This is a genomic window from Streptomyces sp. NPDC015032 (assembly GCF_043080425.1).
Taxonomy (GTDB): domain Bacteria; phylum Actinomycetota; class Actinomycetes; order Streptomycetales; family Streptomycetaceae; genus Streptomyces.
Genome location: NZ_JBIBVN010000010.1, coordinates 165,540 through 181,105 on the forward strand (window position 1 = coordinate 165,540; position 15,566 = coordinate 181,105).

The window sequence follows — 15,566 nt, forward strand, 5'->3', positions numbered from 1 at the left end:
TACCGTGGAGGGGTGTACCGGTTCCTGCTGACCCCACGATGGTGGGGGATCAACCTCTTCGTCGTGCTGGCCATCCCGTTCTGCGTCTTCATGGGCACCTGGCAGCTCGGCCGCTTCGAGGACCGCGTGCAGACGCACGACGCCGCCGAGAAGCAGCCCGCCCCCGGCACGCGGGCCGCCAAGCCGATCGACGACCTCCTGCCCGTCGACACGGTGACCTCCGGCCGCCCCGCGACCGCCACCGGCCGGTACACCGACCAGTTCCTGGTGCCTGGCCGGGAGTTGGACGACAAGCGGGGCTTCTACGTCCTGAACCTGCTCCGCACGGAGAGCGGCAAGGCCCTGCCGGTCGTGCGCGGCTGGCTGCCCGGCGAGCCCGGCCGCACCACCGTGCCCGCCGCACCGGCCGGCGAGGTCACGGTCACCGGCGACCTCCAGGCGTCCGAGAACGCCGGCACACCGGGCGTCGACTCGGCAGGCGGGCTCCCCGACGGCCAGCTCAGCATGATCAGCGCGGCGTCCCTGGTCAACCTCGTCCCGTACGACGTCTACGACGCATGGGTGACGGTCCAGGACACCGGCGCCACCAGCGCGCTGCGCCCCGTGCCGGCCGCCGTGCCGCAGGGCACCGGACTCGACCTGAAGGCCTTCCAGAACCTCGGCTACACCGGGGAGTGGTTCGTCTTCGCCGGGTTCGTGCTCTTCATGTGGTTCCGGCTGGTCCGCCGCGAGGCCGAAGCGGCGCGCGACCTGGAGCTGGGCCTCGTCCCGGACACGGAGACGGCCGCGGCCCCGGACATGGGCTCGGACCTGGATACGGACAAGGGCACGGACACCCGCCCCGCCACCCCCGACCCCTCCGCGCCCTCTGACCCCGACGACCCCGCCACCCCCGACGACCCCGACGTGAGGGTCGGCACCGTCCGGGCCGTACACGAGTGAGGGGGGCCGTCCGCCGAATCGGCCGACGGCCCCCTCACTCGTACGTCATGGGTCATGTATCTGACGTCATGCGCGGTACGCGCAGACCTCGTCCCGGCGTCGCGCTCCGTCCCGTAACACCCGTCCCGTAACACCCGTCCCGTCACGTCGCGGGAGCCAGCACCCCGGTCCGGTAGATCGTGCCCGCGCAGGCGTTGGTGATCTTCGCCTCCGCGACCGGCGCTCCGGGTTCCGGCGTGTGCGTGACGGCGACGCTGCCGTCCAGCGTCCCGCCACCGTCCTCGCTTCCGAGCTGCGGACTCGTGTCAGTGACCCCGTCCGGCGTGCCCGCACCGGGACCAGCGGACGTGGCGCCACCCGCGCCGTCCGTCGGTGTCGGGCTCGGTGAACCTCCGGAGGCCGGGCAGGTGTCCTTCGGTACCCAGGCGAACTTCACCTCGTACGCCATGGAGGGCTTCAGCCGCACCGTCCCCTGCTCCTGTGAGGGGTCGGGCAGCCCGGCCGCGGCGTCACCCGCCGTGTGCTGGACAACCGTGATCCTGGACGGGTCCGCCGCGCCCATCGCCTGGAAGCCCACACTGCCGCCACTGCTCACCGAACAGCCTGTGCCGGAGACATTGGCGATCCGGAAGGTGCCGTACACCGTGCCGTCGGCACCGGCCGCGCCCGTCTCGGCCGAGGCGACCGAGAGCTGTCCCGGGTCGCAGTCCGGCATGGCCGCCGCCGCGGAGGCGGACGGGTCCAAGACCCCGCCGGCCAGACCGCCATCGGTGCCCTGGCCGCGGCTGTCGGACGGGCTGCTCGTGCTCGTGGAGGGGCTCGGGCCGCCGTCGGCCTGTCCGCCGGTGCTGCCGCCGTCGCTCTTCCCGTCGGCCGCCGAGCCGTTCTCGGTGCCGTTGCCGCCCTGCGCCTGCTCGCCGTGTCCGGCGATCGCGGGGTTGGCGGCGTTCGCACCGTCGGAGTTCGCGACATGGACGAAGGCGGGGACGGCCGTGCCGATGAGCAGCGCCGCCGCTGCCATGCCGACGACGGCCTGCCGTCGCCGGGCACGCCGGGCGGGCACCGCGCGCTGCAGCAGGTCGAGGGTGCCGTCACCGGGTTCGATGTGCTGGACGGCCCCGTGCAGCATGCGGCGCAGCGCGACCTCGTCCAGGTCCGCGCCCCCGCCCGCATCCGAGTCCGCATCCAAGTCCGCACCCGGGTCGGCAGCCGCATTCACCTGCGCGACACGCTCCGACCCGCCGTTCCCCGACCCGTCGTTCCCCGATCCCTCGCGTTCCGGCCCGTCGTTCCCCGGTCCCTCGCGTTCCGGCCCGTCGCGCTCCGGCCCGTCGTTCACAATTCCGTTTCCAGTCCGGTCGATCCGGGACTCGTGCTCGCGGCCGGTCTCGTTTCCGTGGTCGCGGCCGTTCTCGCGGCTGTTCTCGTTTCCGTGGTCGCGCCGGCTCATCCCTGCGCCTCCATCACGACGCGCAGCGCCGCGATCCCACGCGAGCCGTAGGCCTTGACCGAGCCCAGCGATATGCCCAGGGTCTCGGCCACCTGAGCCTCCGTCATGTCCGCGAAGTAACGCAGCACCAGTACCTCCCGCTGGCGCCGTTGCAGTCCCCGCATCGCCTTGATCAGCGCATCCCGCTCCAGTTGGTCGTACGCGCCCTCCTCCGCACTCGCCATGTCCGGCATAGGCTTGGAGAGCAGCTTCAGCCCGAGGATGCGGCGGCGCAGCGCGGAGCGCGACAGGTTGACGACGGTCTGACGCAGATACGCGAGTGTCTTCTCGGGGTCCCGTACCCGGTTGCGCGCCGAGTGCACGCGGATGAACGCCTCCTGCACCACGTCCTCACACGAGGCGGTGTCGTCCAGAAGGAGCGCCGCGAGGCCGAGCAGCGAACGGTAGTGGGCACGGTAGGTCTCGGTGAGATGGTCGACCGTGGTTCCGGCAGCCACGCTCTCCTCAGCGCCCTCGCGCTGCGACGGCATGCGTGCGGGCCGCGCAGCGGGCATCGGCGCGATCACCGGCATGCCGCCGGGCGCGCGGGGCCGTCTGAGCGGTCGCACCGAAGTGCCGCGCAGGGGGCCCACCACTGTGATTTCGAGAACCTCTGCCACGCCAGTTGGACACGTTTCCCCCCGTCAGGGTTGTACGCGCGCGGCACCGCGTTTGACACGGTGCGACATGCCCTCATACGTACCTGCTCTTCCCCAAGTGCCCCGAATGCGCGCCCCACCGCGCAAGAGGTGACCGCATAGACGCGCGCCTTCCGGCCAGCGGTTGCACCGGGCCGAAAGGTCATCGTCGGACACCCCGACACCCCAGCTCAAGAGGTTCAGACCTTCAACTTGCTCACAGGGCATTCACAGAGAGTACAAAACAGGTTCGATCAGGACCGGGGGAATTCGGCGGCCACCGATTCGGCGATCTGCGCCACGTTCAGCGCCGCGCCCTTGCGGAGGTTGTCGCCGCAGACGAACAGCTCAAGGCCCCGGGGATCGTCCAGCGACCTGCGCACCCGCCCGACCCAGGTCGGATCGGTGCCGACCACGTCGGACGGTGTCGGGAAGTCCCCCGCCGCCGGGCTGTCGTACAGCACCACACCCGGTGCCGTCGCGAGGATCTCGTGGGCCCGGTCGACCGCGATCTCGTTCTCGAACCGTGCGTGCACGGACATCGAGTGCGTCGCGATGACGGGTACGTACACACAGGTCGCCGCCACCCGCAGGCCCGGCAGGTCCAGGATCTTGCGGCACTCCTCGCGGATCGCCAGTTCCTCCGACGACCACCCGTCCCCGGCCTCGGTTCCGGCCCAGGGCACCACGTTGAGGGCCACCGGTGCGGCAAAGGGGCTGCCTTCCGCGTCCCCCACTGCCCGGCGCACGTCCCCGGGCCTCGTGCCCAGTTCCGTGCCGGCCACCATCGACAGCTGTTCGCGCAGCGCGGCGACGCCGTCGCGGCCCGCCCCGCTCACCGCCTGGTACGAGGAGACGACCAGTTCCCGCACGCCGAATTCGGCGTGCAGCGCACCGACCGCGACGATCAGCGAGAGCGTGGTGCAGTTCGGACTCGCGACGATGCCGCGCGGCCTGATCCGTACGGCATGCGGATTGATCTCGGGCACGACCAGCGGAACATCCGCGTCCAGGCGGAACGCGGCGGAGTCGTCGATGACGACCGTGCCCTTCGCGGCGGCGATCGGCGCCCACTGGGCGGAGACCTCGTCGGGCACCAGGAACAGCGCCACGTCGACGTCGTCGAAGACGTCCTCGGTGAGTGCGAGGACTTCGCTCTCCTCGCCGCGTACGACCAGCTTGCGGCCCGCCGAACGCGGCGAGGCGATCAGCTTCACCTCGCCCCAGACATCCGCGTGCTGCGAAAGGATCTGGAGCATGACACCGCCGATCGCCCCGGTCGCTCCGACGACCGCGAGCGAAGGACGGCGGGCGGTCATCGGCCGGTGCCCCCGTAGACGACGGCCTCGTCGGAGTCGCTGTCGAGACCGAAGGCGGTGTGCACGGCGCGCACGGCCTCGATGACGTCGTCGGCGCGGGTGACCACCGAGATACGGATCTCGGATGTCGAGATCAGCTCGATGTTCACCCCGGCATCCGACAGCGCCTCGAAGAAGCCCGCCGTGACACCCGGGTTGGTCTTCATACCGGCGCCGACCAGGGAGATCTTCGCGATCTGGTCGTCGTAGCGCAGCGACTCGAAGCCGATCGTGCCGCGGGTCCGCTCCAGGGCGTCGATGGCCTTGCGGCCCTCGGACTTCGGCAGCGTGAACGAGATGTCGGTCAGACCGGTCGCCGCGGCGGAGACGTTCTGCACCACCATGTCGATGTTGACCTGGGCGTCCGCGATGGCGCGGAAGATCGCGGCGGCCTCGCCCGGCTTGTCGGGCACACCGACGACGGTGATCTTGGCCTCGGAGACGTCATGGGCGACTCCGGAGATGATCGCGTGCTCCACCTTCTGGTCCCCTTGCGGCTCGTTGCTGACCCAGGTTCCGCGCAGTCCGGAGAAGGACGAGCGGACATGGATCGGGATGTTGTAGCGGCGTGCGTACTCCACGCACCGGTGCAGCAGCACCTTGGAGCCGGACGCGGCCAGCTCCAGCATGTCCTCGAAGGAGATCCAGTCGATCTTCCGGGCCTTCTTCACGACCCGGGGGTCGGCGGTGAAGACACCATCCACATCGGTGTAGATCTCACAGACCTCGGCGTCCAGCGCGGCCGCGAGCGCGACGGCGGTGGTGTCGGACCCGCCGCGACCGAGGGTGGTGATGTCCTTCTTGTCCTGGGACACACCCTGGAACCCCGCGACGATCGCGATGTTCCCCTCGTCCAGCGCCGTACGGATACGGCCCGGCGTCACATCGATGATGCGCGCTTTGTTGTGGACCGAGTCGGTGATGACGCCTGCCTGGCTGCCCGTGAACGACTGGGCCTCGTGACCCAGGTTTTTGATCGCCATCGCCAGCAGGGCCATGGAGATCCGCTCTCCGGCGGTCAGCAGCATGTCGAACTCACGCCCGGCAGGGATCGGGGATACCTGCCCGGCGAGATCGATCAGCTCGTCCGTCGTGTCGCCCATCGCTGACACCACGACAACCACCTGGTTGCCGTTCTTCTTGGCATCGACGATTCGCTTGGCGACACGCTTGATGCCTTCGGCATCGGCTACGGAGGAGCCTCCGTACTTCTGCACGACAAGGCCCACGTGCGCTCCTCGCTCAGTCCATTACTGCGGTCGGCTCAGTTTAACGAGCAGTCCGGAAACGCCCCGCTGATACCACATGGTGAGATGTCCCGCTCAGCACGTGATCATCGGCGTGGCGCCCCCGAACTGCTCGTACGGGTCTGCTGCCCGCCCATCGGGGCCGCACTCCCGTATGTGGTCCAGCACACACGCGTCGCGGGCGCGTCCGCGATTCACGAGCCGTCCACCTCCAGCGTGGACCGGAAACCCACGGTCCGCTCTTCGGAGGCCCCCACCATGCGTACGGCGGCTCCGCGCACTTCCCGTGCTCCTGGCCCCTCTCCGCCGTCCCCCTGGCCGCGGCTCCCGCCCACGCGGGCGGCACCTGCTTCGCCAGGGACGGCGCCCCGTGGTGCGACGGGGGCGAGGCCGGGCGGCCGGTCCGCACCGCCGCTACTGCACCGGCCGCAGGCCCAGTGGCCCCGCGATCTCCTCGGCCATCACCCGGCCCGCCTCCTCGGCCAGGTCGTCGTCGACGGTCTCCGAGTCCGTGTCCAGGCCGTCCAGTTCCTGGAGGGGCTGGTTGAGGCGGATGTGGGCGATCAGGGACTGGAGGGCGCGCAGGGTGGCGGACGCGGTGGAACCCCAGTTGGAGAAGTAGGAGAACTGCCACCACCACAGGGCCTCGGTCGTGCGGTCCTCTTCGTAGTGGGCCAGACCGTGGCGCAGGTCGGTGACCAGGTCGGCGAGGTCGTCGGAGATACGGGCCGGGACCGGGGCCTTGCGGGGCTCGTACGGGTCGAAGACCTCGGAGTAGACGTCGATCGGCTCCAGCAGGGCGGCGAACCGCTCGCGCAGGCCGTCGGCGTCCGGCTCCGTACCCAGGTCCGGCTCGTAGCGCTCGTCGGGGACGATGTCCTCGTACGCGCCGAGCCTGCCGCCCGCCAGCAGCAGCTGGGAGACCTGGAGCAGCAGGACGGGAACGGCTTCCTCGGGCTCCTCGACCTTGGACACCTCGGTGACCGCGACGATGAACGTCTTGATCTGGTCGGCGATCTGGACAGCGAAATCGTCGGGGTCCTGCGTGACGGAGTTCAGCGTGGCGTCAGACATCGAGGGGACCTCCCGTGGGCACGGTCGCGAACGGTGAGTAGAACATAGCGTCGCTGAACGTAAAGCTGTCGTGAGTCGATGCAAGAACATCGGCCGACATGACCGTGAAGACATCGGTCGACGTGGCCGCGAAGACGTCGGCCGGCGTGGTCGCGATGACATCGGTCGACGTGGCCGCGAAGAGGTCGGCTGGCGTGGCCGCGAGGACATCGGTCGACGCGGCCGCGAAGACGTCGGCCGGCGTAGCCGTGAAGAGATCAGACATCGAGCAGCCGCCTCCCCTCGAAGGCGCGGCCCAGGGTGACCTCGTCCGCGTACTCCAGGTCGCCGCCCACCGGCAGACCGCTGGCCAGCCTGGTGACCCGCAGGCCCATCGGCTTGATCATCCGCGCCAGGTACGTCGCGGTGGCCTCGCCCTCCAGGTTGGGGTCGGTCGCCAGGATCAGCTCCGTGACCGAACCGTCGGCGAGACGGGCGAGCAGCTCGCGGATCCGCAGGTCGTCGGGGCCGACGCCCTCGATCGGACTGATCGCGCCACCGAGTACGTGGTACCGGCCCCGGAACTCACGGGTCCGCTCGATCGCGACGACGTCCTTCGGCTCCTCGACCACACAGATGACCGTCTGGTCGCGGCGCGCGTCCCGGCAGATGTTGCACTGCTCCTGCTGGGCGACATTGCCGCAGACCGAACAGAACCGGACCTTGTCCTTGACCTCCAGGAGGGCATGGGCGAGACGGCGCACATCGGCCGGCTCGGCCTGCAGGATGTGGAAAGCGATCCGTTGCGCGCTTTTGGGACCGACGCCGGGCAGCCTGCCCAGCTCGTCGATGAGGTCCTGAACCACGCCTTCGTACAACGGAAACGCCTTCCTGGTCCTGAGCTATACATACAACTTACGAGTTCGGGCCGCAGGTCAGAAGGGGAGGCCGGGCATGCCGCCCAGGCCCTGGGCCAGCGGGCCCAGCTTCTGCTGCTGAAGCTGCTGCGCGTTCTCGTTCGCCGCCTGGACCGCGGCGACGACGAGGTCCGCGAGCGTCTCGGTGTCCTCCGGGTCGACGGCCTTCGGGTCGATCACCAGAGCACGGAGCTCGCCGGAGCCGGTCACGGTCGCCTTCACCAGACCGCCACCCGCCCGGCCCTCGACCTCGGTCCTGGCCAACTCCTCCTGGGCCGTGGCGAGATCCTGCTGCATCTTCTGAGCCTGCTGCAGCAACTGCTGCATATTGGGCTGACCACCACCGGGAATCACGGTCACTCCTGGCAATTCGACGACAAAATGTTTCGGTACGCCGAGCCTACGTGGTCACCACGCAGCGCGCCCCACCCACTGGCGGGCAACTCTTTCGAGTGAGGTTCAGGCAACGTCGGGGTGACTCCTATACCTGATCACAGGCTCCGTACACCCGGGAATACCGCGATTTCGACTCCACGGCCCACCATTCGGCGGTAGGAAGGGCATGCGCATCAGACACACAGGCCCATCGCCCGTCACGCAAGGTTACGTACGCGGGACAGTCGGCCACGCCGGAGAGCAGTGATCAGCCCACCGTCGAACACACCGCCACACATCAGGCGTCGCTACGCAGAATGCAGAGGAGTACCCCGGTGAGTCAGCCGGAGATGCAGCCCGAAGGGCCGCCCCGCAACGAGCCCGGTTCGGCCGGCTCGGCCGGTTCCTCCGGTTCGGGCTCCGGCGCACACATCCGGGGCGGGCGGGGCCGGGATCTGACCGGCACGCCGTTCCCGCTCGGCGACTGGGGCGAGCCCGCCGAACGCCTCGATGAGCTGTACCGCTGGGTCGAGGCCGATGCGCTGCGCACCGCCGACTGGTACCTGAGCGACCGGGTGTGGAAGCGGCGCGGGGCCAGGGGGCTGCGGATCGGTACGGCGGCCGGGGCGGTCGCGGGCGCCGCGCTGCCGTTGCTCGATCTCACCGGGGCGCTGAACGGGTCGGCGGGGTGGGGCTTCCTGTCGCTGCTGCTGGGCGCCGCGTGCATGGCGTGCGACCGGTACTTCGGCCTGACCTCGGGCTGGATAAGGAATCTCGCCACCGCTCAGGCCGTACAGCGGCGCCTCCAGGTGCTGCAGTTCGACTGGGCGTCGGAGTGCGTGCGGGAGGTGCTCGGCCCGACCGAGGGTACGGCCAGCGAGGCCGCCGAGCGGTGCCTGGGGGTGCTGCGGCGGTTCTCGGAGGACATCACGGAACTCGTACGGACCGAGACCGCGGACTGGATGGTGGAGTTCCGGGCCGGGCCCGCGCCGATGGGGATGCAGGCGATGTCGTCGGGCAGCGGCGGCGGGCGTACGGACCACGGGGTGCAGCCGGGGCGGTTCCCGATGCAGACGATGACCCGGCCGAACATGCCGCGGCAGCGGCCTCCGGAGTCCCCGCGGTGATTTCGCCGCGGTGACCCCGGTGACGCGTGGCCGCCTCCGGCCGGCCCGTTCCCGGCCGGCCCGGCCCCTCCTCAGCTGAAGATGATCATGGAGCCCTGGGCGAGGCTGCGCGTGGCCGCCGCGTGCAGGCCCAGCCAGACATGCCGCTCGCGGGCGAACGGACTGCCGTCGTACGAAATCGGGCCCGCCGGTTCCTCCAGGGACGTCGGTCCGATGGGCGGCAGCGGGGCGGCCGGCGGGTTCGCCGGATCGATGCCGATGGACGGGGCGACGAACTGCAGCTCCCGCAGCAGCCCGTGCGCGGAACCGAGCGGGCCGCCGCCCTCCAGCAGGTCGTCGTCGGAGAGCGGGGCGGCGAAGTCCAGTGGAACGTACGCCCCTGCGTGGTCGTAGTGCCAGACCAGGTGGGACTGCCGGGCCGTCACCTCGAACATCTCCAGCAACTGCTCGTAGTCCCCGCCCAGTTCGTCGACGGGTGTGACGGCGAGTCCGCTGAGCTGGAGCAGGTAGGCGCGGCGCAGGAAGTGCAGGGCGTCGTAGTCGAAGCCCGCGACCGGGGCGACGTCGCCGGTCAGGCCCGGCATGTACGCGTACACGGGGACGGGCGGCAGTCCGGCCTCGCCCAGTGCTTTGTCGTAGGCGGCAATCTCTTCGGCGAACGGGTTGTCGGGGCTGTGGCACAGCACATCGACGAGGGGGACCAGCCACAGGTCACAGGCCACGAAGTCTCGCTCTCCACGGGTGCGCTTCCGAGTCATCGGTTCAACGGGTTCAACGGAATGTTCTCAACAGTCGGGCCAGCGTAATGCGGTGGGCTCATCACGCACAGCGGCCGACGGCCACGGATGCGGGTCGGCCGCGGCCCGCGGTCGCCCGGTCAGCCCGGCTCCGGAGCATCGGCGGACGGAACCTGCGGGCCGTGGCCCGGATGTGGCGGATTTCCGGCCGCGAGCCGGCCCGCCCAGTTCAGCGCGTGGGTGTTGTAGTCGTCCAGCACCGCGCGCACCGCGTCGTGGTCGTCGAGCGTGAACGCCGCGACGAGTTCCGGGTGGCCGTGCCAGAGCCAATCCCTGGCGCTCATGTCGTGCCGCAGATACGGCACCGCGAACACCCATGTCTGGACACGCAGCCGATGCAGGAAATCGTTGATGTACGTGTTGCTCCAGAGCGCGTCGAGTTCGCGCCAGAAACGCAGGTCGTAGCCGATGAGGATGTCGAGGTCGCCGCCCTGGGCGGCCCGCGCGGCCTCCTGGGCCCTGCGACGCACGGCGACCAGACAGTCCCGGTGCCGCGCCGCCTGCGCTTCCGTCGGCGCGGGCCCGCCGAACAGGCCGCGGATGACTCCGTCGGTGACCAGGGCACGGGCCTCGACCATCGACCGGTAGTCGGCGACGGTGAACTCATGCACCCGGAAACCGCGGTGCTGATCTGATTCGAGCAGGCCATGCGCGGAAAGATCGAAGAGCGCCTCGCGCACCGGGGTGGCGGAGACGCCGTACTGTTCGGCGATCTGCTTGACGGTGAACTCCCGTCCCGGCTGCAAACGTCCGGCCAGCACTTCGTCACGCAGCGCGTCCGCGATCTGCTGCCGCAGCGTACTGCGGGTTACAGCTCCGCTCGCGCACATGGCGCCCCTCCCCTTTTCGGCTTTGGATCACCTTAAGCCAGGGTTCCCCTGCCCGGATCCGGGCAGGGGAGGGGATGGGATGGAGGAGGGGCGCCGACGGGCGGGCCGCGCGGGCCCCGCCGCTACACGGTGTACTCGTCCGCGACCGACAGCGCCGCGTCCAGAGCCGCGAGGCCCTCCTTGGCCTCGGCCTCGGTGACGTTGCAGGCCGGAACGGCGTGGGTGCGGTTCATGTTGATGAAGGGCCACAGCCCGTTCTTCTTCGCCGCCGCGCCGAAGGCCGCCATCGCCGCGTTGGCCTCGCCCGCCGCGTTGTACGGAACCAGCGGCTCGCGGGTCTCCCTGTCGCGGACCAGGTCCAGTGCCCAGAACGCGCCGAGGCCGCGGACCTCGCCGACCGACGGGTGGCGCTCGGCGAGTTCACGGAGACCGGGGCCGAGAACCGTCTCACCGATGCGGGCGGCGTTCTCGATGACCTTCTCGTCCTCCATCACATGGATGGTGGCGACCGCGGCCGCGCAGGCCAGCGGGTGGCCGGAATAGGTCAGTCCGCCCGGGTAGGCGCGGGTCTCGAAGGTGGCGGCGATCTCGGCGGAGATAGCGACACCGCCGAGCGGTACGTAACCGGAGTTGACGCCCTTGGCGAAGGTCATCAGGTCCGGGACCACGTCGAAGTGGTCGGCGGCGAACCACGTGCCGGTCCGTCCGAATCCGGCCATCACCTCGTCGAGGATGAAGACGATCCCGTACCGGTCGCAGATCTCACGCACGCCCGCGAGATAGCCGGGCGGCGGCGTCATGATGCCCGCCGTGCCGGGGATCGTCTCCAGGATGATCGCGGCGATGGTACCGGCGCCCTCGAAGGCGAGGGTGTCCTCCAGGTGCTGGAGCGCGCGGGCGCACTCCTCGGCCTCCGTCTCCGCGTGGAACGGCGAGCGGTAGAGGAACGGAGCCCAGAAGCGGACGACGCCCGCCGAGCCGTTGTCGGACGGCCAGCGACGCGGGTCGCCGGTCAGGTTGATCGCGGTGGAGGTGGCGCCGTGGTACGAGCGGTAGGCGGAGAGCACCTTCGTACGGCCGGTGTGCAGCCGGGCCATCCGGACGGCGTTCTCGACGGCCTCCGCGCCGCCGTTGGTGAAGAAGATCTTGTCCAGGTCGCCGGGGGTGCGCTCGGCGATGAGGCGTGCGGCCTCGGAGCGCGCCTCGATGGCGAACGCGGGCGCGAAGGTGGCGAGCTTGCCCGCCTGCTCCTGGATCGCAGCCACGACGGTGGGGTGCTGGTAGCCGATGTTGGTGTAGACGAGGCCACTGGTGAAGTCCAGGTACCGGTTGCCGTCGTAGTCCCAGAAGTACGCCCCCTCGGCGCCGGCGACGGCGAGCGGGTCGATCAGGCCCTGGGCGGACCAGGAGTGGAACACGTGCGCGCGGTCGGCGGCCTTCACGGCCGCACCGGCAGCGGGGTCGATGTGCGGGGCATGAGGGGCATGAGGGGTCATGCGGTGAGCGTAGGCCGCACCGCGGACGACTCGACATGGCCACCTTGTATGGCCCGGGGCGCTCTGGTGGGCAGGGTGTCGGGTCGGTGCGACCCGTTTATCTTTGACAGCATGTTGTCATGATGACAGCATGCTGTCGTAACGATTCCGGCAGTTCCCCTCTCCAGGAGGCGCCATGCCCCGCGGGACCGCACATCTGGCCGTGTACGACACCTATGCCGACTGGGAGGCCGGGCACACCACCGCCCATCTCTCCCGGGCCGGATTCACGGTGCGGACGGTCGGACCCACCACCGACCCCGTGACCACCATGGGCGGGCTGCGCGTCCAGCCCGATCTCGCACTCGCGGAGCTGCGCCCCGAGAACAGTGCGCTCCTGATCCTCACCGGCGCCGGCCTGTGGGACTCCGGCGACGAACTCGCCCCCTTCGCCCGGACGGCCCGCGGCTTCCTGGACGCGGGGGTGCCGGTCGCCGCGATCTGCGGCGCCACAGCGGGGCTGGCCCGCGAGGGTCTGCTCGACGACCGCGCGCACACGAGTGCGGTCTCCTTCTATCTGGCGGCCACCGGGTACAAGGGCGGCGAGCGGTACGTCGACGCGGACGCGGTGACCGACGGCGACCTCATCACGGCCGGGCCGACCGAACCGGTCGCGTTCGCCCGTGAGGTCTTCGCACGGCTCGGGGTGTACGAGGGCGAGAAGCTCGACGCCTGGTACCGGCTCTTCCACGACTCGGACGCGAGCGCGTACGAGGTGTTGCAGGGATGAGCCGCGAGCAGCAGGACGCGCTCAGCCGGACCGCACTCGGCGCCTTCCGCCTGAACGGCCAATTCCTCGCGGTGGCCGATGAGTTGGCCCGCCCGGCCGGGCTGACCGCAGCGTGGTGGCAGGTCCTCGGGGCGGTGCTGGCCGAGCCGTTGTCCGTGTCCGGGATCGCCCGCGTCATGGGGATCACGCGGCAGAGCGTTCAGCGGATCGCGGATCTGCTGGTGGGGAAGGGGCTCGCGGAGTACCTGCCGAATCCGGCCCACCGGCGCGCCAAACTGCTGCGTCCCACGGAGGAGGGCCGGGCGACGATCTCCCGGATCGGCCCCGGCCACGCGGAGTTCGCCGCGCGACTGGCACAGGAGCTGGGAGAGGCGGAGTTCGCGGAGGCGGTGCGGGTGCTGGAGCGGTTGTCGGTGGCGATCGAGGCGGTGGGCGTACCCGGCCCGTCCGGCGATTGAGAGCGGAACCGGAGCGGGCAGCACCGGCGTCTCGCGGCCGGGGGTGGAAATCCGGCCCCACCGGGGCGCATCCCGCGCGGTTATCCTCGACGCGTTCCGGCGTATCGCCGTACGGGGGAGGACGCACACCATGGAGAAGCTCGGGCCCGCCGACCCACAACGCATCGGCTCCTACCGCCTGTTGGGCCGGCTCGGCGCAGGCGGTATGGGCCAGGTCTACCTGGCCCGCTCCGGCCGCGGCCGCACCGTCGCGATCAAGCTGGTACGTGGCGAACTCGCCGAGCAGCAGGAGTTCCGCGACCGCTTCCGCCAGGAAGTGCGGGCCGCCCGCCAGGTCGGCTCCGCCTGGACCGCCCCCGTGCTGGACGCCGACACCGAGGCCGCCGTGCCCTGGGTCGCGACCGGATACATCGCCGGGCCCTCCCTCCAGGCCACCGTCTCCGGCCGTGCGGGCGCCCGCACGGGGCCGGCTTCCGGTGCGTACGGTCCCCTGCCCGAGCGTTCGGTCCACATTCTGGGCGCCGGCCTCGCCCATGCTCTCCGGGCCATCCACGCCGCCGGGCTCATCCATCGCGACCTCAAGCCCTCCAACATCCTGCTGACGATCGACGGACCACGCGTCATCGACTTCGGTATAGCCCGGGCACTCGACACCGCCGTCGACAGCGGCCTCACCCGCACCGGGGCCCTGGTCGGTTCGCCCGGCTTCATGTCGCCCGAGCAGGTACGGGGCGAGCGCGTGACGCCGGCGTGCGATGTGTTCTGCCTGGGCTCGGTACTGGCGTACGCGTCGACCGGCCGGCTTCCGTTCGGGGTCTCCGACAGCCGCGTGCACGCGCAGATGTTCCGGATCGCGCAGGGGGACCCGGACCTGACCGGCGTCCCCGTGGACCTCGTCGAACTGGTCAGGGACTGCCTGCGCAAGGACCCTGCCGCCCGTCCGACGCCGGACGCGATCCTGGAACGCCTGGCCGACCACGATACGACGGAACCCTGGCTGCCGGGCGCGCTCATCGCCCAACTCGGGCGCCACGCCGTCGAACTGCTGGACTCCGAGGATCCGGAGGACCCGACCAGGCCGGACACCGTCCTGGACCAGGCAACCCTGGCACCCTCCGTGCCCTCGGCGCCCGCACCGGCCGCGCCGCCTGCCGGGCACCCCACCCCCGAACCGCCGCCCGGCGCCGGCCACACGCTGCACCCGACGGCCGGTGCGCCCATATCCACCCCGTCCTTCGGGCCGCCGCCCTCCCCCGCGTACGGCTCTCCGCAACAGCCGCCCACCCAGCAGAACTACTCCGGTCACGGATATCCGCAACATCAGCAACAACACCAGCACCAGCACCAGCACCAGCCGCCGACGTCGCCGCAACAGCCGGGGTTCGATGCCACGCCCCCGTACGGCCCCCTCTGCCCCACCGCCCCGCAGCCCGGCCCCGAACCCGCCCGCCGCGGGAAGGGCGCGACCATCGCCCTCGTCGCAGTCGCCGTGCTCGTCGCCATCGGCGCGGGCGGGTCCGTCTACACGCTCATGAACGACAGGGGCTTGACGCCCGAGCCGTCCCCTTCCTCCTCCTCGGACTCCCCCACCACCGACGATCCGTCATCCCCGGATCCCGCCCCCTCCGACAAGAAGAAGAACAGCGACGGCTCCGTCCCGGCCGACTACCTCGGCACCTGGTCCGGCTCCATCGACAACGCCGTGGGCCGCACCACCCGGGAACTCGCCGTCAAGCAGGGCACGGTCGGCGAGACCGTCCTCACCCTCACCGCGGACGGACCACTGGACGGCGGCGGCTCCTACCACTGCGTCTTCCGGGCGGACCTGACCGCCGAACCATCCCCCAACGGACCCGTCGAAGTCGGCCCCTCCACCGTCGTCGTCGGCGAACCCATGTCGTCCTGCACCGCGGGCAAACCCACCACGCTCACCCTCCTCCCGGACGGCTCCCTGCGCCGCGAGAACACGGACACCGGCGAACAGCTCACCTACACCAAGAACGACTGACGGACTGACGGACTGACCGACTGACGGACTGACCGACTGGCCGTGGGAGCGCCGCGCCCGGC

The 15,566-nt window shown here is 70.6% G+C and carries 16 protein-coding genes; 5 read left to right on the forward strand and 11 right to left on the reverse strand.

Features of this window, described 5'->3' with window-relative positions; translation table 11 throughout:
- Positions 1–12 precede the first annotated feature (12 nt).
- On the forward strand, positions 13–942 hold the full coding sequence (locus tag ACF08M_RS17235; protein ID WP_392186075.1) for an SURF1 family protein: 930 nt from the start codon (positions 13–15) through the stop codon (positions 940–942).
- Between the two features lie 142 nt (positions 943–1,084).
- Here the strand turns inward: ACF08M_RS17235 and ACF08M_RS17240 are convergent, their stop codons facing one another.
- From ACF08M_RS17240 to ACF08M_RS17275, 8 genes are all read right to left on the reverse strand, one after another.
- Positions 1,085–2,392: a hypothetical protein gene (locus tag ACF08M_RS17240; protein ID WP_392186076.1), complete on the reverse strand. Its 1,308-nt coding sequence runs from the start codon at positions 2,390–2,392 to the stop codon at positions 1,085–1,087.
- On the reverse strand, positions 2,389–2,964 hold the full coding sequence (locus tag ACF08M_RS17245) for a SigE family RNA polymerase sigma factor (protein WP_392186151.1): 576 nt from the start codon (positions 2,962–2,964) through the stop codon (positions 2,389–2,391). Before ACF08M_RS17245 ends, ACF08M_RS17240 begins: the two co-directional genes overlap by 4 nt.
- Positions 2,965–3,323: 359 nt before the next feature.
- Positions 3,324–4,388, reverse strand: a complete 1,065-nt coding sequence (locus ACF08M_RS17250; RefSeq protein ID WP_392186077.1) for an aspartate-semialdehyde dehydrogenase — start codon at positions 4,386–4,388, stop codon at positions 3,324–3,326.
- Positions 4,385–5,656 carry an aspartate kinase gene (locus ACF08M_RS17255; RefSeq protein ID WP_392186078.1) on the reverse strand — a complete coding sequence of 424 codons (1,272 nt, stop codon included), beginning with the start codon at positions 5,654–5,656 and terminating at the stop codon, positions 4,385–4,387. The genes ACF08M_RS17250 and ACF08M_RS17255 overlap by 4 nt, the downstream gene beginning before the upstream one ends.
- Before the next feature lie 432 nt (positions 5,657–6,088).
- Positions 6,089–6,748, reverse strand: coding sequence for a DUF5063 domain-containing protein (locus tag ACF08M_RS17260; protein ID WP_392186079.1), 660 nt, complete (start codon positions 6,746–6,748; stop codon positions 6,089–6,091).
- Positions 6,741–7,013, reverse strand: a complete 273-nt coding sequence (locus ACF08M_RS17265; RefSeq protein ID WP_392186080.1) for a hypothetical protein — start codon at positions 7,011–7,013, stop codon at positions 6,741–6,743. The genes ACF08M_RS17260 and ACF08M_RS17265 overlap by 8 nt, the downstream gene beginning before the upstream one ends.
- Positions 7,006–7,605, reverse strand: coding sequence for a recombination mediator RecR (gene recR / locus ACF08M_RS17270; RefSeq protein ID WP_392186081.1), 600 nt, complete (start codon positions 7,603–7,605; stop codon positions 7,006–7,008). The genes ACF08M_RS17265 and recR overlap by 8 nt, the downstream gene beginning before the upstream one ends.
- A gap of 57 nt (positions 7,606–7,662) precedes the next feature.
- Positions 7,663–7,998 (reverse strand): YbaB/EbfC family nucleoid-associated protein, encoded by a 336-nt coding sequence (locus tag ACF08M_RS17275; protein ID WP_392186152.1) that lies wholly within the window; start codon positions 7,996–7,998, stop codon positions 7,663–7,665.
- 371 nt (positions 7,999–8,369) lie between these two features.
- Here ACF08M_RS17275 and ACF08M_RS17280 point away from each other — a divergent pair, with 371 nt between their 5' ends.
- On the forward strand, positions 8,370–9,146 hold the full coding sequence (locus ACF08M_RS17280) for an SLATT domain-containing protein (RefSeq protein WP_392186153.1): 777 nt from the start codon (positions 8,370–8,372) through the stop codon (positions 9,144–9,146).
- A 71-nt stretch (positions 9,147–9,217) separates the two neighbouring features.
- Here the strand turns inward: ACF08M_RS17280 and ACF08M_RS17285 are convergent, their stop codons facing one another.
- The 3 genes from ACF08M_RS17285 to ACF08M_RS17295 all read right to left on the reverse strand — a co-directional run bounded on the left by ACF08M_RS17285 (position 9,218) and on the right by ACF08M_RS17295 (position 12,269).
- Entirely contained in the window at positions 9,218–9,868 is a 651-nt protein-coding gene (locus tag ACF08M_RS17285) for a hypothetical protein (protein WP_392186082.1), read from the reverse strand.
- 155 nt (positions 9,869–10,023) lie between these two features.
- Positions 10,024–10,773, reverse strand: a complete 750-nt coding sequence (locus ACF08M_RS17290) for a GntR family transcriptional regulator (RefSeq protein ID WP_392186083.1) — start codon at positions 10,771–10,773, stop codon at positions 10,024–10,026.
- A gap of 122 nt (positions 10,774–10,895) precedes the next feature.
- On the reverse strand, positions 10,896–12,269 hold the full coding sequence (locus tag ACF08M_RS17295) for an aspartate aminotransferase family protein (RefSeq protein ID WP_392186084.1): 1,374 nt from the start codon (positions 12,267–12,269) through the stop codon (positions 10,896–10,898).
- Positions 12,270–12,444: 175 nt separating this feature from the next.
- Between ACF08M_RS17295 and ACF08M_RS17300 the strand changes: the two genes are divergently transcribed.
- The 3 genes from ACF08M_RS17300 to ACF08M_RS17310 all read left to right on the forward strand — a co-directional run bounded on the left by ACF08M_RS17300 (position 12,445) and on the right by ACF08M_RS17310 (position 15,504).
- Entirely contained in the window at positions 12,445–13,038 is a 594-nt protein-coding gene (locus ACF08M_RS17300; RefSeq protein ID WP_392186085.1) for a type 1 glutamine amidotransferase family protein, read from the forward strand.
- Positions 13,035–13,496, forward strand: a complete 462-nt coding sequence (locus ACF08M_RS17305) for a MarR family winged helix-turn-helix transcriptional regulator (protein ID WP_392186086.1) — start codon at positions 13,035–13,037, stop codon at positions 13,494–13,496. Before ACF08M_RS17300 ends, ACF08M_RS17305 begins: the two co-directional genes overlap by 4 nt.
- A gap of 130 nt (positions 13,497–13,626) precedes the next feature.
- Positions 13,627–15,504 carry a protein kinase gene (locus ACF08M_RS17310; RefSeq protein WP_392186087.1) on the forward strand — a complete coding sequence of 626 codons (1,878 nt, stop codon included), beginning with the start codon at positions 13,627–13,629 and terminating at the stop codon, positions 15,502–15,504.
- The last annotated feature ends 62 nt before the right edge of the window (positions 15,505–15,566 follow it).

Excerpts from the sequence above, each read along its gene's own strand:
- ACF08M_RS17240 (WP_392186076.1), bottom strand. The coding sequence starts at position 2,392 with ATGAGCCGGCGCGACCACGGAAACGAGAACAGCCGCGAGAACGGCCGC.
- ACF08M_RS17245 (WP_392186151.1), bottom strand. The coding sequence starts at position 2,964 with ATGCCGGTGATCGCGCCGATGCCCGCTGCGCGGCCCGCACGCATGCCG.
- ACF08M_RS17250 (WP_392186077.1), bottom strand. The coding sequence starts at position 4,388 with ATGACCGCCCGCCGTCCTTCGCTCGCGGTCGTCGGAGCGACCGGGGCG.
- ACF08M_RS17260 (WP_392186079.1), bottom strand. The coding sequence starts at position 6,748 with ATGTCTGACGCCACGCTGAACTCCGTCACGCAGGACCCCGACGATTTC.
- ACF08M_RS17265 (WP_392186080.1), bottom strand. The coding sequence starts at position 7,013 with ATGTCTGATCTCTTCACGGCTACGCCGGCCGACGTCTTCGCGGCCGCG.
- ACF08M_RS17280 (WP_392186153.1), top strand. The coding sequence starts at position 8,370 with ATGCAGCCCGAAGGGCCGCCCCGCAACGAGCCCGGTTCGGCCGGCTCG.
- ACF08M_RS17290 (WP_392186083.1), bottom strand. The coding sequence starts at position 10,773 with ATGTGCGCGAGCGGAGCTGTAACCCGCAGTACGCTGCGGCAGCAGATC.
- ACF08M_RS17295 (WP_392186084.1), bottom strand. The coding sequence starts at position 12,269 with ATGACCCCTCATGCCCCTCATGCCCCGCACATCGACCCCGCTGCCGGT.
- ACF08M_RS17300 (WP_392186085.1), top strand. The coding sequence starts at position 12,445 with ATGCCCCGCGGGACCGCACATCTGGCCGTGTACGACACCTATGCCGAC.
- ACF08M_RS17305 (WP_392186086.1), top strand. The coding sequence starts at position 13,035 with ATGAGCCGCGAGCAGCAGGACGCGCTCAGCCGGACCGCACTCGGCGCC.
- ACF08M_RS17310 (WP_392186087.1), top strand. The coding sequence starts at position 13,627 with ATGGAGAAGCTCGGGCCCGCCGACCCACAACGCATCGGCTCCTACCGC.